We start from the raw sequence: 16,051 nt of genomic DNA on the forward strand, positions 1-16,051 counted from the left end.
TTATAACTATTATTAAATTAATTTGGGAAAATTTGCACTTGTGCTTGTAGTGCATCCAATGTCTGTTGGTCAGGGATGCCAAAGCCGACAATGCTCACCGCATAAGCAGACAACGCCACCGCTTGACGCAAAATCATCTTTGCATCCTGCGCCATCAATAAGCCATAAATCATACCAGATACCAACGTATCACCCGCGCCGACCGTACTTGCAACTGTCATCGATGGTGGCAGTGCTTGATAGGTTTGGTTGCCGGACAGCCAATGCACACCTTTTGCACCCATTGAGATCACGATATGTTCAATATTGACATCCAAACGCTCGAACAACGCTCGCTGTTCATCCAGTGTCTCACAAGGCACACCAAAAGCTTCAGTCAGCTCATCATTATTTGGCTTAATAAGCCATAAAGGATGCTTGAGTGCGATTTTTAGCGCATCACCACTGACATCGACAGCGACTTTTGGGCAAATAGTGGTCAAAGCACCCAGCAATTGATCAAAATCCATCGGTGTAAAGCCCTGTGGCAAACTGCCTGCCACCAGCACCGCATCAACCTTATCGGCAAGTGCAGTCACTTGCTCAAGCAGTGCCACTTTATCAGCTGCACTGACCACAAAGCCCTTACCATTAATATCCGTCGTCACGCCATGATCAACAAGCTTGACATTGGTACGGGTCTCGCCTGCCACACGCACAAAAGCATCTGTTAAGCGAGCGGCGCTTGTTGCACTTTTGGCAATCTTAGCATCTCTATCGGCGAATAATCGCTCAAACACTTGTGCATTATCCGCACCCAAAAATCCTGCCGCCACCGTCTCAATGCCCAAATCAGCCAGCACTTGTGCTGAATTGAGCGCTTTGCCTGCGGCATCGACTTGGCTGGCTGTGGCACGATTGACTTCGCCCACTGCCAAGCCATTGACAGAAATCGTCATATCAATGGCAGGATTGAGCGTGATACATAGTACCGATTTCATGATGATGCACCTTGTAAGGCACGCACTTGTTTGGCGCTTTCGCACTCAAGTGCTTGTTTTGCCAAGACTTTGGCGGACTCATAATTGATCGTACGCACTTGCGCCTTAGTCAACGCAATGCTTGAGCCTGACATCGATAGCTCATCCACACCAAGGCCAATCAAAATCGGCACAGCTTTTGGATCGCTAGCAAGCTCACCACAGACGCCTACCCACTTACCATGCGCATGAGCTGCCGTGACAGTCTGTGCGATCAATCGCAGTACGCTTGGATGCAGACCGTCCGCATCTTTTGATAGCAATGGATGGCCACGATCGATGGCAAGCACATATTGGGTCAAATCATTGGTGCCGACGCTAAAAAAGTCCACTTCTTTGGCAAAGTGATCGACCATCACTGCAGCACTTGGCACTTCTAGCATGATACCCACTTGCAGATTGTCATGCGGATATTCGACCAATACTTCATCCAAAATCTTGCGAGCAGCTCGCCACTCTTCGATTCGACCAATCATCGGGAACATGATGCGCAAATCACGGCCACGAGATGCACGAATCAAGGCGGTCAATTGACTACGCAAAAAGTCAGGACGCTCAAGCAATAAGCGAATGCCACGCAAGCCTAGAAATGGGTTTTCTTCGCTTGGCATCGGTAAATATGGCAATGCCTTATCACCACCGATATCCAGCACACGCACCACCAATGGGCGACCATCAAGCGCATCAAACACTTGCTCATAGTCGGCGATTTGGGTATCGATATCAGGTACTTGTGAGTGCGACATAAAGACAAGCTCAGTACGCAGTAAGCCCACGCCTTCAGCGCCATTTGCCACAGCGTTGGCAGTATCAGCGACATTACCAAGGTTCGCTGCGATTTCGACACGATGGCCATCGGTTGTGATGGCAGGCTCGGCAGCGTGCTGTACGGCTAGGCGTTTTTGTTCACGGCGAGCGACTTGCGCTTCTTGGCAATCGCTAATCAGCGTCTGACTTGGCTCTACCACGAACCAGCCTTCACCGCCATCAAGTAGCACTTGAGTCGCATCACCAATTTCAAGAATACCCTGCCCTGCACCCACAATCGCAGGAATACCAAGCGCACGAGCGACGATGGCACTGTGCGAGCTTGCACCGCCCACTGCGGTGATGATCCCTGCCACACGAGTCGGGTCAAGGTTTGCCACATCTGATGGCACAAGGTCTTCTTTGATCAGCACATACGGATTTTGTGGTGCTTGTTTTTGGGTTTTGCCAAGTAGCTTAAGCAGTACTTTTTGACCGATATCACGCAAATCTTGCGCACGCTCAGCCAATAGATGATTATTCAAAGATGCTTGGGTCTTGGCAAGCTGTTCGATAAAGGCGTGCCAAGCAGCAGGCGCAGATAGTCCATCATCCATGCCGTCTTTAGCGCCATAGATGACTTCTTCGTCTTCTAGCAGTGCAATATGCGCGGTAAAAATCTGCGCAATATCGGCATTTTTGGCATTCGCCACCAGCTCCTTAAGATCCGCTTTGACCGCTTCGATGGCAGTGAGCAGCTTTGCCATCTCTTCGCTTGGGATCTGAGCGGTCATTGGATAGGTGTGTCGCTCATCTTTGGCGATATAAGCTTCACCCACTGCCAAGCCCTGTGATGCGCTGACTGCATAGTGCTTGATGCCATTGGCAATCATCTCAGTGCTTGGTGTGGCGATATCCGCCAAAGTATCGCCTGCGCTGACAGACGGTGCAGTAACCACTTCGCCAAGCCCTGCTTGCACCGCTTCGATAAGTCTTGGCAAATGCGCCACCGCATCGGTTGCTGGCTCAGCGATGAAATTGAGCGTCTGACCTTTCACCGCCCCCAATGACAATAGGCGAGTTAGGCTCTTGGCAGAGACATACGCACCATGATCGACAGCAACTTTGATCTCACCGCTCACTTCTTTGGCAAGCTCAGATAACGCTGTGGCAGGTCGAGCGTGCAGACCATGCTCATTGGCAAGCACCACGCTTGCCGTCGCCCAGTCGCTTGGACTATCCACACCAAGCAGATTTAGCATGGCTTTGCGGTTATTCGCCAATACCGCATTGGCAAAGTCATCATCCATCAGCACATCAAGCACATCAGATAATTTACTTCTATCTACCTTGTCGGTCGCTGTGATGACAGCCAGCGCTTGTTGTTGGTTTGCCACCACTGCCAATGCTGACTCGCCAATCACTGTGCGAGTGCTTTCTTCAAGCACCACACATGATACCGCTTGTGATAATGCTGTCGGCTGATGCGTTGGCAAAAATAGCGACTGAATCATACCGTGAGTTTTGAGCAATTGCACCGCTTGTAGGTACAGCTCATCGGTACTCGTCGCTGTGCTGTCCGTCTTGATTAGACCATCTTGGATGGCAAGACTTGATGTTGCACCCAGTGCATCGACAATCTCATCGGCAGTGGCTGCCGTGCGGATTTTATCAGCAATATCATCGCCGAGCGCACGGGTTAGACTTTGTAAAATTTGCAAATGCTCATCCGACTGTGCAGCGATTGCCACTGCCAAATACACCACATCACCTGCATCATTCCATTTGACACCATCAGCAAAATGCACCAAGCGCACGCCTGTTTTTAGCACGCTACTACGAGAATTTGGCGTACCGTGCGGAATGGCAATCCCTTGACCCAGATAGGTCGATGATTGATTTTCACGGTCTTTGAGCCCTTGGAAATAGTCACTTTGTGTCAAGCCATCAGCGTGCAAAATCTCACTAATGGTCAGCAGCGCTTCGTCTTTGGTGCTTGCAGTTGCCTGCATATGCACGCTGTCAGCAGTTAAGCTTAGCATAATTACCCTTTTAAAAATGATTGACAATGCCAAATCGACGCTATGCGATGGATGAATGATGTTATATTATTTCAATTAACTTACAAGTCCATCGTATAAAAATTAAGCGATTGTATCACACTTGTACTGTTTGGTTTATGTTTGTTTTGTAAAATTGGGCAAATTTATCTCATCAACTTTTGCCAAACTTCAGCCACAAAAAAAAGCAAATTCCATCACTGAAATTTGCTTTTGTCGATCATGCCACCGATTACATCAAAATCGGCTTGGCAATCGCCATATAAATAATGCCTGCATACGCCACAGCAGCAATCATCATCCCTGCTTTGGCTTGGGGCAATGCCGTATCTTGATTGCGAAGCGCCTTAATGTTGGCAGATACTGCGACAATCAACAGCACAAGCTTAGCAATCGCCCAATGCTGTACGCCCGCCACTTGATACAGCTGCCAAAACAGCCACAAGCCTGTCAGCATCAGTACGGTATAAATCAGATGACTGATACCCTTAAAGGCAGCCGATAGCTTGACAGATTTACCGCTAAAGACCATCGCCGCTTGATAAACAAACAAAAGTAGCGTCAAAGCCGCCATCAGCATATGCACATGTTTCATAAATCGCCTTATGTAGTTGCACTATTTATTCGTCAATTGCTTGATTGCCAAGCAATTTATTCGCAAATCACTTTACTCGTAAATCACTTCAAGGATTTCAAATTCTGCCAAACCGCTTGGCGTTTGGATTTTGGCTTCGTCGCCTTCTGATTTACCAATCAAGCCACGAGCGATTGGTGAATTGACCGAGATTTTACCTGATTTAAAATCCGCTTCGTCATCGCCGACAATTTTATAACGACGCTTTGCGCCATCGTCAAGGTTCTCAAGTTCAACGGTCACGCCAAATACCACACGGCCATCTTGGGGCAATTTGGTTGGGTCGATGACCTGTGCACCGCCAAGTTTGGCTTCGATGTCACGAATACGGGCTTCGCACAGACCTTGCTGTTCACGAGCGGCATGATATTCGGCATTTTCTTTTAGGTCGCCATGCTCACGAGCTTCGGCGATGGCGATGGTAATGCGTGGGCGTTCGACGGTTTTGAGTTGTTTTAGCTCTTCTTCAAGCGCTTGATGCCCCTGTGGGGTCATTGGGTAGCGTTGCATGATGTCATCCTTTTAATAAAAACAAATGCAAAAAAGCTTGCCAAACTTTCATCTGGCAAGGCTTTTTGACTTAAATTTGGCTACATTGTACTTGCTTTTTATAAAATTGCAAGTGTTTTATGAGCGGATTTGTCAGGTAGGCACAATTGACAAATCCGCTCATCATCCATTCAGTACACTACAACCAAGCGCCAATCAATGAGCACTTGGCTGATGACAGCTTAAGCAGAATGTAAATCTTGTAGCTTATACACATCAAATGGCAATTTGACTTGGTACGCCATGCACACCGCTTGAGCAGCGCTCATCGTGGTGACATAGAACACCTTGCTTTGTAGCGCACTGCGACGGATTAAGAATGAATCTTCTTGCGCTTGTTTACCTTCGGTAGTGTTAATCACCAAGTGAATTTCGCCATTTTTTAGCATATCAACGATGTGCGGACGACCTTCATTGACCTTATTGATACGCTCGCAAGCAATGCCTGCATCGGCCAGCACCTGCTGAGTGCCACTTGTCGCTACTAGGCTAAAGCCATAGTCAATCAGCTGTTTGGCAACGGCTGGCAAGTGTTTCTTGTCGCTATCACGCACTGATAAGAAGGCTTTTTTGACTTCACCAGCGACAGGTAAGCCCGGCAAGCGTTCGTTTGAACCAATGACAGCTTTATAAAAAGCTTCGCCAAAGGTCTTGCCTACGCCCATCACTTCACCGGTTGATTTCATCTCTGGGCTTAGGATTGGGTCAACACCCGGGAACTTGGCAAATGGGAATACTGCTTCTTTGACCGAGTAATGCGCAGGGATAATCTCGCTAGTAAAGCCTTGCTCTGCTAGGCTCTTGCCTGCCATACAGCGAGCGGCGACTTTGGCTAGCGATGTGCCAATGCATTTTGAGACAAATGGCACGGTACGGCTCGCGCGTGGGTTCACTTCTAGGATATACACCGTGTTGTCCTTGACCGCATATTGCACATTCATCAGACCGACGACGCCAAGCTCTTTTGCCATAGCGATGGTTTGCTCACGGATTTGGTCTTGGATTTCATTGCTCAATGAGTACGGTGGCAAGCTACACGCTGAGTCGCCTGAGTGCACGCCTGCTTGCTCAATGTGCTGCATGATACCGCCGATGACTACAGTCTTGCCATCAGACACACAGTCCACATCCACTTCGATGGCATCATCCAAGAAGCGATCAAGTAGTACTGGCGCTTCGTTCGATGCTTGCACCGCTTCACGCAAGTAGCGCTTAAGCTCATCTTCGTTATACACGATTTCCATCGCACGGCCGCCCAATACATACGATGGACGGACAACAAGCGGATAGCCGACAGATTGCGCCTTGACGATACCTTCTTCGCTACTTGTCGCTAGTGCGTTTGGTGGCTGATTTAGGTTCAGCTGATGTAGCATACGCTGGAAGCGTTCACGGTCTTCGGCACGGTCGATGGCATCAGGGCTAGTACCAATGATTGGTGCACCTGCTTCTTCGAGCGCACGCGCAAGTTTCAATGGCGTTTGACCACCATACTGCACGATGACGCCTTTTGGTTTTTCGGTGCGGATAATTTCAAGCACATCTTCAAGCGTCACAGGCTCAAAGTACAAGCGATCCGATGTATCATAGTCAGTTGAGACAGTCTCTGGGTTACAGTTCACCATAATGGTCTCATAACCATCTTCACGCATGGCAAGTGCTGCGTGCACACAGCAGTAGTCAAATTCAATACCTTGACCGATACGGTTTGGACCACCGCCGATGACCATGATTTTATCTTTATCGCTTGGACGAGCTTCACACTCATCATCATAGCTTGAGTACATATAAGCAGTCGAAGTCTCAAACTCGGCCGCACAGGTATCGACACGCTTATATACAGGATATACACCAAGATCCCAACGCTGTTTACGCAGTTGTTTTTGGCTGATACCCATCAAATTAGCAATGCGCAAATCACTCATACCCTTACGCTTAAAGGTGCGCAGATTATCAGCGTTCAGACCGCCAAAGCCCAGTGATTTGATGTCGCTTTCGGTCTTGACGATGTCTTCGATTTGCACCAAGAACCAAGGATCGATTTTGGTGTATTGATATACCGCATCCAAATCAAAGCCATGACGGAACGCTTCAGCGATATAAAAGATACGATCAGGCGTCGGGATAGATAGCTTGTTTTTGATTTCGCTGTTGATGGCGTCTGCTGATTTGCCTTCAAGCTCGATGATTTCATCAAAGCCTGTTGCACCAGTTTCAAGACCACGCAAGGCTTTTTGCATCGATTCTTGGAAATTACGGCCAATCGCCATCACTTCACCCACTGACTTCATCTGTGTGGTCAGCACATTTTCTGCTTGTGGGAATTTTTCGAAGTTAAAGCGTGGAATCTTGGTCACGACATAGTCAATCGATGGCTCAAAGCTCGCTGGCGTCTTGCCACCGGTGATGTCATTTTTTAGCTCATCTAGGGTATATCCCACTGCCAATTTGGCGGCGATTTTGGCAATAGGGAAACCTGTTGCCTTAGATGCCAACGCTGATGAACGGCTGACGCGTGGGTTCATCTCAATCACGACCATGCGGCCGTTGGCAGGATTGATACCAAACTGCACATTTGAACCACCTGTCTCAACGCCAATTTCACGCAAGACAGCGATGGATGCATTACGCATCAGCTGATATTCTTTGTCCGTCAAGGTTTGTGCAGGAGCAACGGTGATTGAGTCGCCTGTATGCACGCCCATTGGGTCGAAGTTTTCGATGGAGCAGACGATGATGCAGTTGTCGTTTTTATCACGCACCACTTCCATCTCATACTCTTTCCAACCAATCAAGCTTTCATCAATCAGTAGCTGATGGGTCGGTGATAAGTCAAAACCACGCTCACAAATCTCGATAAACTCATCACGGTTATAGGCAATACCACCGCCTGAGCCACCCATGGTAAATGATGGACGAATGATGACAGGGAAGCCAAATCGTGCTTGAATCTCAAGTGCCTGTTCCATCGTCTCAGCGATGTCAGCGCGTGGACATTCTAGACCGATTTTTTTCATCGCCTTATCAAACAGCTCACGGTCTTCGGCTTTTTCGATGGCGTCTTTGGTCGCACCAATCAGCTCACAGCCGTATTTGGCAAGCACACCATGCTTATCCAAATCAAGCGCACAGTTAAGCGCAGTCTGACCGCCCATCGTCGGCAGGATTGCATCTGGACGCTCTTTGGCGATGATGCCTTCGACAGTCTGCCAAGTAATCGGCTCGATGTAGGTCGCATCCGCCATCACAGGGTCTGTCATGATGGTTGCAGGGTTTGAGTTCACCAAGATGACTCGATAGCCTTCTTCTTTTAGGGCTTTACAGGCTTGTGCGCCTGAGTAGTCAAACTCACACGCTTGACCGATAACAATCGGGCCCGCCCCGATGATTAGGATACTTTTAATATCATTGCGTTTTGGCATAATCTTTTACTCGTCAATTCTCTGTTTTTATAACTATCTTTGCTGATTAGCGCTTAATTTGATATTGATAAATTTATGAGACTTATTTTTTGTACTCGTTCATCTGCTCAATAAATTTATCAAACAGCACTGCACAATCATGTGGGCCCGGGCTTGCTTCAGGATGTCCTTGGAAGCTAAAGGCAGGACGATTAGTCAGCTCGATGCCTTGGTTTGAGCCATCAAACAGTGAGCGATGTGTCACACGGATATGGCTTGGTAGGCTGGTTTCATCTACCGCAAAGCCGTGGTTTTGGCTTGTGATCATCACTGTGCCATCTAGGATATTTTGGACAGGATGGTTTGCCCCATGATGACCAAATTTCATCTTCAAGGTTTTCGCCCCACTTGCCAATGCCAACAGCTGATGGCCTAGGCAGATGCCAAAGACAGGGATATTGGTTTCGTTGATAATATGACGAATTGCATCGATGGCATAAGTACATGGCTCAGGATCGCCAGGGCCATTTGATAGGAACACGCCATCAGGATTGTGCTTGAGCACTTCTGCGACAGGCGTCGTCGCAGGCACAACAGTCACATGACAACCACGATCAACGAGCATACGCAGGATATTGGTCTTGACACCAAAGTCATACGCCACGATATTAAAGCGATGCTCGATGTCTTCGCCAAGCTTGCGGAAACGGCCGCCCGTTTCGGTAGTCTTGGCATTGCGACCATCATTGGCAAGCTCCCATGAGCCTTCGGTCCAGATATAGCCATCTTGGTCACAGCAGACTTTGGCAAGGTCCTGACCTTTCATTGATGGTGCTGATTTGGCAAGCTCAATCGCACGCGCTTCATCGATATTACCATCATTATCTGCGGTCATGATGCAGCCGTTTTGAGCGCCTGTGGTGCGTAGTAGCGTGGTCAGCTTACGAGTATCAATATCAGCGATGGCAACGACATTATTAGCAATCAGATACTCAGACAGCGAGCCTGTGGCACGAAAGTTCGAGTGTAGCAATGGCAAATCACGGATAATCAAACCTGTCGCCCATACCTTATGAATGCGACCAGATTCACTATCTTCGTCATTACAGCCTGTGTTGCCGATGTGTGGATAGGTCAAAGTGACCATCTGCCCTGCATAGCTTGGGTCAGTTAGGATTTCTTGATAGCCTGTCATGGCGGTGTTAAATACCACTTCGCCGACAGTCTCACCTGTTGCACCGATGCTTACGCCACGGAAAATTGTGCCGTCTGCCAGTGCCAAAATCGCTTTTTTCGCTGTTGCCATCACATGCTCCACATTGATTTTTTTTCGTTATGTTACCTTTACAGGCTTTGCCATTTGGCAAGTTTTTTTCAAAAAATAGCCCGCAAAAAAGCGAGCAGAAATGAAAAAATAAATAACTTAAACTGCAAAATGTGCAAATTTTAAGCTATTATTTTTCATCTCTGCTCGCCTTGGTATAGATTTTGTATATTATACAAAACACTTTGGTAAATTTCTAGTCTTTTTGTGAGAATTTGTCATAAATAAAAAAACGCCCACCGATTGGCGAGCGTTTTGGTTGACATCTTAAGACTGGTTAAGACAGGTTAAGACTTTGCTTGACGCTTATTATATTGCACCGAATTAAAAATCGACAGCGCAATGAATGCCACACCAATCAAACCTGTTACAATCTCAGGCACATGGAATTTGGTTGATAGTAGCATAATAATCGCGAGCGCACCAATGGCATAATGTGCACCATGCTCAAGATACACAAACTCGCTCAATGTGCCTTTGTCCACCAAATAAATCGTCATCGAACGCACGAACATCGCACCAATCGCCAGACCAATCATGATGATAATCACATCATTGGTGATGGCAAATGCACCAATAACACCGTCAAAACTGAACGACGCATCCAGCACTTCTAGGTACAAAAAGCCTGCCACGCCACCTTTTAGGATGGTCGGTGAAACGCCTGCTGTATTGGTGATGACATTGCCTTTGGCATCATAGACCACTTCATCAGGGTCGCTTTCGCCTTCGAGTAGTGCCGATAGTACGCTTACACCCAGATATACCAAGATACCCCAGATGCCCGCCACAAGTACAACGCCTTGCTTAGCTTCATCCACCCAAGTCATCGAAACCATCAGGATAACGAGTGCCACAAACACACTCATCGCATCTACTTTACTAAAGCGGACAAGGCGTGCTTCTAGCCAGCGGAACCAATGAATGTCTTTGTCGCCGAACATGAATTTTAGGAAAACAAGCAATAGGAACATACCACCAAATGCCGAAATCTCAGCATGGTGCGCGTTCAAATGCTCCGCATATTTGGTTGGGTTGGTCAGTGCCAAGTTCACCACTTCCATCATACCAAGATTGGCGGTGACGGCGACGATGACAATTGGGAATACCAAACGCATACCAAATACCGCAATAATCATACCGATGGTCAAAAAGATTTTTTTCCAAAAATCGCTCCAACCTTTTAGAATCGATGCGTTCACCACTGCGTTATCAAACGACAGTGACACTTCCATGATTGCCAAAATCGCAGTCACGCCCAGTGCCAAGAACATCGCCGAAATACCGCCGTGGCTATAACCCCACCATGCCGCAATAATAAAGCAGACAACGGTAAAAATAATATCAAATAAAAAATGTCGCATAAGTGCCTTTGTCGAAAAAATCGCTCACAAATCCGATAACTCGTCTCCATGAGCGATTAATAAGTGTCCAATGCCAAGCCTAAGCCAATTACTTGACGATGATTAATCCACAGTCAGTTTATGGCTTTTTGCTAAAAACAGCATTTATAAACCAAATCCAATTATTATACCGATTGCTGAGTGTTGTTGCAATGAAATCTGCGTGATAATCAGCAAATATTTGTATGATTTTTACACTTTTATACATAAAGTCAGGATTTGCCTATCTATGTTATGCTTTTTTACCGTTTTATAACAATAAGTTTGCCAAGATATAATTGCAAATATCACCAAAAAGTTTTAAACTCATATCAATTAAATTTCTAAGGATGTGTTATGAAAAAATTCGCCATCGTCGCACTTGCGCTTGCTAGCACCACAGCATTTGCCAATGAGCTAACCAACTATGATTTGCCAACGCCACAAACGCTGGTTCAGTACAATTTTGGTGCTTATAATGTCAATAACGGTGTCGTCACCCCACTTCAAAACAACACCATCTCTCGTGGCAACCCAAATCATCGCCTATGCTGGACTGTCATTGCACCTGTGCCAATGTTCACACAGACCGTCAGCGCCAAAGAGACCATCACATCACCAGTGGGCGGTAGCTTCACAGATGGTAAGTCTATTGTCCAGTCATCCATCGATGGCACGCACCATGTGGTCAGCAGTATGATTACACCGATTGGCGGCACTATCCTTGAGCGTTGCTGGCAGTTCAACACGAGCGACCCACTTGGCAAATACACCCTAAGCAGTGAGTTTAATGGTGAAGTCATGCCTATGCGTGAGTTTACTGTGGTTGACTGATTAAATTGACTGTATTTTGTACTGACAAAGCCAAGTTTTTGATAAATTTGGCTTTTTCTTTTAAAAAAAATCACAAAAAACACTTGCCAAATAAAATTTTTCGGTTATAATAGCCACCATCAAGACGATAAGCAGATTGCAAAGCGTGCTTGAACCCAACATGGGGTCGTGGCGGAATTGGTAGACGCACTGGATTTAGGTTCCAGCGCCGCGAGGTGTGAGAGTTCGAGTCTCTCCGACCCCACCATATATCAAACTCACATTCTTTTGGATGTGAGTTTTTTTGCCTATTTTCCAGTCAAAATTCATAAAATCACTTTGAGAAATCAACAATCCTTTATATAATAAGACATCACTATTTATTCTGATTGGTATCTCAATGTCCAACCAAAACACCTACGCCAGCCAAATGAAAGGCAAAACAGGCATCCGCCGTGTCATCAAGGCAACCGGCTATTCAATTGATGGCTTTAAGGCAGCCTACAAAAGCGAAGCGGCCTTTCGCCAAGTGGCATGGCTCAATCTTATCTTGGCGGTTGCCTTGATTTTTTTGCCATTTAGCCTGCCCGTCAAGATGATTTTGCTACTCGTATCGGCGCTCTCTGTCATCGTTGAGCTATTTAATACAGGCCTAGAAGCAGCGATTGACCGCATTTCCGATGAATTTCATCCCCTATCCAAAGTCGCCAAAGATGTCGGCTCTGCTGCCCAGCTCGTTGTTTTGACCTTGCAATTTATCGTTTGGGCAATGGCGATTTATCAAGCTTATGTTGCTTAATCTCAGCTTTTTATTTGATTTATAAGGATTAATTTTTTGAGCATTACTCGCACCATTACTCTGACCCTAAGTCCGCACGAACAGCGCACCTTAGTCGGCGAATATAATAAACACCTAAAATACATCCAAGAACGCCTAGAAGTCCAAATCACGCATCGCCAAGATAAATTTGTCATTACAGGTGCGCTCACATCGGTTGAGCGAGCCGAGATTATTTTGACCAAGCTTGCTGAACTTGCCCAAGAACAAGACGACATCGACGGTGAACAACTACATCTGATTATCCAATCCAGCCTATCTCGTGAGCATGAGCAAGCTGAGCACACGAATCCACAAGGCTTTGGCGATGTCACCTTACGCACACGCAAAGGTAAAATCACGCCGCGCGGCTACAATCAGCAGCAATATGTCAAAAAAATTCTTGTCTCTGATATCTCATTTGGCGTCGGCCCTGCTGGTACAGGCAAGACCTATCTTGCGGTGGCTTGTGCGGTTGATATGATGGAGCGTGGCGAGATTGAGCGGATTTTGCTTGTGCGTCCTGCGGTTGAAGCAGGTGAAAAACTGGGCTTTTTGCCGGGCGATTTGACCCAAAAAATTGACCCGTATCTACGCCCCCTATACGATGCACTCTATGAAATGCTTGGCTTTGAAAAAGTTGGCAAACTACTCGAACGCCAAATCATCGAAGTCGCCCCACTTGCCTATATGCGTGGTCGTACGCTGAATAATTCTTTTGTCATCTTGGATGAAGCGCAAAACACCACACCTGAGCAGATGAAGATGTTCTTGACTCGTCTTGGCTTTGGCTCTCGTGCGGTCATCACAGGCGATATGACGCAGGTGGACTTACCCCGTGGGCATAAGTCAGGTCTAGCCCAAGCCCTACAAATCTTATCAAAAATTGATGAAATTCACATCACTCGCTTTGATAGCAAAGATGTCGTACGCCATCATTTGGTACAAAAAATCGTTCAGGCCTATGATGCTTTTGATGAAGAGCAAGAAAAACTGCAAGCCGAGCGTAAAGCGCAGCGACTGGCAGAACAACAAGCCAAACAAGCCCAAGACAATCAAGACAATACCGAGAGCCAATCATGAGCCATCAAGTTTTTGTGAGTTTTGCTGAGCAGTTAGCCGATGAGCAAGTGGCTGTTTATGATGCTATTGATTTTGAGCATATCTTGGCGCACACGCTTGATGTGATGACACGCAAATTAGGTGATGGCGTAGAGTTTCGCTATTTTGCAGATGCGCAAGCCTATTGGGATAAGCCAAAATCGCTTGGCATCTATATCACTGACGATGTCGAAGGCAGACAGCTCAATCTCGATGCTCGTGGCAAGGATTACGCCACCAATGTGCTATCTTATCCAAGTGAATTGCCTGCGTTTATGATGACTGAGCTACCAGAGATTGAGCTTGGCGAGTTGATTTTTTGCCACCAAGTGGTACAAAAAGAAGCTGATGAACAATGCAAGACTTTTGAGCATCATTTTACGCATTTGATTGTGCATGGTATTTTGCACTTATTGGGCTTTGACCATGAAATCAGCGATGCTGATGCTGATGAGATGGAAGGCTTTGAGATTGAGATTTTGGCAGGGTTGGGGATTGGCAATCCCTATCTTGAACAGTAACCATATTCACAACATAAAGCCCTTGCAGATACATCAAGAGCTTTATTATTATGCAAGTATTAAATCTGCGACAAAATCAGCTTTAGCTTCTCATTTGGATTATCCGCACCAGTAATAGAGCGTCCAATCACCAGGTAATCTGAGCCATTTGCCAAAGCATCACTTGGTGTACAAATGCGCTTTTGATCATCTTTGGCATCATCATTTAGGCGAATACCCGGAGTGACAAGCTTAAAATCAGCACCAAACTGCTGTTTTAGCATCTTGCTCTCTTGAGCCGAGCAGACGACACCATCTAGCCCTGCTTGATGTGTCAGTCCTGCCAAATGCAGCACCTGCTCACTTGCCGTGCGAGTAATGCCAAGCTCAGCTAAGTTGGCATCTGTCATCGATGTCAGTACTGTCACAGCGATTAGCAGCGTATTATAACCCCCTGCTGTCAATCGCTCCTTGCATAGGCGCATCGCATCCGTGCCGACGCTAGCGTGAATATTGGTCATCCACACGCCCATATCAGCGGCCGATAGCACCGCTTGAGCGGTGGTATTAGGGATGTCATGGAATTTTAGATCCAAAAACACTTCAAATCCACGCTGATGAAATGCCTTGACCACATCCACACCACAGACGGTAAACAGCTCTTTACCCACCTTTAGACGGCATAGCGACGGATCTAAACTATCCGCCAGCACCAAAGCGTCAGTTAAATTGTGCTTATCCACCGCAACAATCACAGGTGATGTACTCATAATTCACTCCAAAATCAAAATTCAAGCAATAAAAAACCGTCTGTTTCAACGGTTTTTATTTTATCACACTTTTATGATGACGTATGGTTAACTTGCTGTTGTGGTGCATTGACCGTCGTCTCAGTCATCGTAGCCAAAGTGTCATTTTGACGAGCCAATTCAAGCTGTTTGGCTTGCTCGGCAAGCTTTAGATTGGCATCGGTCAATTGCCCTTGGATGGTATTGACTTCTTTTTTCAGGCGACTGATTTCCCACTTGTTTTGCAGCACACGGAATAACAAGAGCGCCAACAGAACACCAATTAGCACGCCCAAGAAAATGGTTGCAACAAGCACCAAACCAAGGCTCATGTTGGCAACTTGTGAAAATAGCAAATTAACGGTCACCGCTTGATTGTTCAGTACAACCAATGCCAGTGAATATGCAAAAGCAATAACCAATAAAACAATAAGAACAATATGCATAATAAACTCAGAGTTATAATAATGGATTAATCATTGATGGCATTGACAGATTCACGCAGTGCTTTACCCGGTTTGAAAAATGGTACAGCTTTTGCACCGACAGATACCTTCTCGCCTGTGCGTGGATTGCGTGCTTCACGAGCTTCACGATGATGTAAGCAAAAGCTACCAAAACCACGAATTTCGATACGCCCATCATGCACGAGCTCATCGACCATCATCGCAAGAATCAATCGAACAGCTTCATCAACGATATGCTCTTCTAGCCCATCCGCATTTGCTGCCAAATTAGAAATCAAATCAGATTTATTGATTACCGCTTGCGCTTGCATACATCCTACCTTTTACACTGCAAAATCATTTGTCAAAATTACAAATCATTGTGGGATTGGTTAATCATAGCCCAAAATCTACAAAAAGTGAATGGATTTTTTGTTAAAATTCATCAAATTAGTCAATTATTTGGCAGT

General features: G+C 46.4%; 14 protein-coding genes and 1 tRNA gene. 5 read left to right on the forward strand and 10 right to left on the reverse strand.

The features are described from left to right. Nucleotides 1-17: 17 nt before the first annotated feature. The 7 genes from Q0N89_RS01850 to Q0N89_RS01880 form a co-directional block, all read right to left on the reverse strand. On the reverse strand, nucleotides 18-980 hold the full coding sequence (locus tag Q0N89_RS01850) for a 1-phosphofructokinase family hexose kinase (RefSeq protein WP_294033117.1): 963 nt from the start codon (nucleotides 978-980) through the stop codon (nucleotides 18-20). After that, nucleotides 977-3,808, reverse strand: a complete 2,832-nt coding sequence (gene ptsP / locus Q0N89_RS01855; RefSeq protein WP_294033118.1) for a phosphoenolpyruvate--protein phosphotransferase — start codon at nucleotides 3,806-3,808, stop codon at nucleotides 977-979. Before ptsP ends, Q0N89_RS01850 begins: the two co-directional genes overlap by 4 nt. 250 nt (nucleotides 3,809-4,058) lie before the next feature. Continuing rightward, nucleotides 4,059-4,421 (reverse strand): SirB2 family protein, encoded by a 363-nt coding sequence (locus tag Q0N89_RS01860; RefSeq protein WP_294033119.1) that lies wholly within the window; start codon nucleotides 4,419-4,421, stop codon nucleotides 4,059-4,061. A 72-nt stretch (nucleotides 4,422-4,493) separates the two neighbouring features. Beyond that, nucleotides 4,494-4,970, reverse strand: coding sequence for a transcription elongation factor GreA (gene greA, locus Q0N89_RS01865; RefSeq protein ID WP_294033120.1), 477 nt, complete (start codon nucleotides 4,968-4,970; stop codon nucleotides 4,494-4,496). A 221-nt stretch (nucleotides 4,971-5,191) separates the two neighbouring features. Beyond that, nucleotides 5,192-8,431, reverse strand: coding sequence for a carbamoyl-phosphate synthase large subunit (gene carB, locus Q0N89_RS01870; protein ID WP_294033121.1), 3,240 nt, complete (start codon nucleotides 8,429-8,431; stop codon nucleotides 5,192-5,194). 82 nt (nucleotides 8,432-8,513) lie between these two features. Continuing rightward, on the reverse strand, nucleotides 8,514-9,716 hold the full coding sequence (gene carA, locus Q0N89_RS01875; protein ID WP_294033122.1) for a glutamine-hydrolyzing carbamoyl-phosphate synthase small subunit: 1,203 nt from the start codon (nucleotides 9,714-9,716) through the stop codon (nucleotides 8,514-8,516). A 305-nt stretch (nucleotides 9,717-10,021) separates the two neighbouring features. Continuing rightward, nucleotides 10,022-11,098, reverse strand: coding sequence for a DUF475 domain-containing protein (locus Q0N89_RS01880; RefSeq protein WP_294033123.1), 1,077 nt, complete (start codon nucleotides 11,096-11,098; stop codon nucleotides 10,022-10,024). Between the two features lie 375 nt (nucleotides 11,099-11,473). On the opposite strand from Q0N89_RS01880, the gene Q0N89_RS01885 reads away from it, so the two are divergent. From Q0N89_RS01885 to ybeY, 5 genes are all read left to right on the forward strand, one after another. Then, on the forward strand, nucleotides 11,474-11,950 hold the full coding sequence (locus Q0N89_RS01885; RefSeq protein ID WP_294033124.1) for a hypothetical protein: 477 nt from the start codon (nucleotides 11,474-11,476) through the stop codon (nucleotides 11,948-11,950). 162 nt (nucleotides 11,951-12,112) lie between these two features. Next, nucleotides 12,113-12,197: transfer RNA gene (locus Q0N89_RS01890), tRNA-Leu, on the forward strand. A 132-nt stretch (nucleotides 12,198-12,329) separates the two neighbouring features. Continuing rightward, a complete protein-coding gene (locus Q0N89_RS01895; protein WP_294033125.1) occupies nucleotides 12,330-12,728 on the forward strand; it encodes a diacylglycerol kinase in 399 nt (132 codons plus the stop codon). A gap of 36 nt (nucleotides 12,729-12,764) precedes the next feature. Beyond that, nucleotides 12,765-13,829 carry a PhoH family protein gene (locus Q0N89_RS01900; RefSeq protein ID WP_294033126.1) on the forward strand — a complete coding sequence of 355 codons (1,065 nt, stop codon included), beginning with the start codon at nucleotides 12,765-12,767 and terminating at the stop codon, nucleotides 13,827-13,829. Further along, complete coding sequence (ybeY, locus tag Q0N89_RS01905; protein ID WP_294033127.1) at nucleotides 13,826-14,368, forward strand: rRNA maturation RNase YbeY; 543 nt, start codon at nucleotides 13,826-13,828, stop codon at nucleotides 14,366-14,368. Before Q0N89_RS01900 ends, ybeY begins: the two co-directional genes overlap by 4 nt. 59 nt (nucleotides 14,369-14,427) lie before the next feature. Here the strand turns inward: ybeY and pyrF are convergent, their stop codons facing one another. The 3 genes from pyrF to Q0N89_RS01920 form a co-directional block, all read right to left on the reverse strand. Next, nucleotides 14,428-15,117, reverse strand: a complete 690-nt coding sequence (gene pyrF, locus Q0N89_RS01910; RefSeq protein WP_294033128.1) for an orotidine-5'-phosphate decarboxylase — start codon at nucleotides 15,115-15,117, stop codon at nucleotides 14,428-14,430. 71 nt (nucleotides 15,118-15,188) lie between these two features. Beyond that, nucleotides 15,189-15,581 carry a LapA family protein gene (locus Q0N89_RS01915; RefSeq protein WP_294033129.1) on the reverse strand — a complete coding sequence of 131 codons (393 nt, stop codon included), beginning with the start codon at nucleotides 15,579-15,581 and terminating at the stop codon, nucleotides 15,189-15,191. 26 nt (nucleotides 15,582-15,607) lie between these two features. Next, nucleotides 15,608-15,913 (reverse strand): HU family DNA-binding protein, encoded by a 306-nt coding sequence (locus Q0N89_RS01920; protein WP_078253080.1) that lies wholly within the window; start codon nucleotides 15,911-15,913, stop codon nucleotides 15,608-15,610. Between the last annotated feature and the right edge of the window lie 138 nt (nucleotides 15,914-16,051).

The sequence above is a fragment of the uncultured Moraxella sp. genome (assembly GCF_945873075.1).
GTDB lineage: Bacteria > Pseudomonadota > Gammaproteobacteria > Pseudomonadales > Moraxellaceae > Moraxella.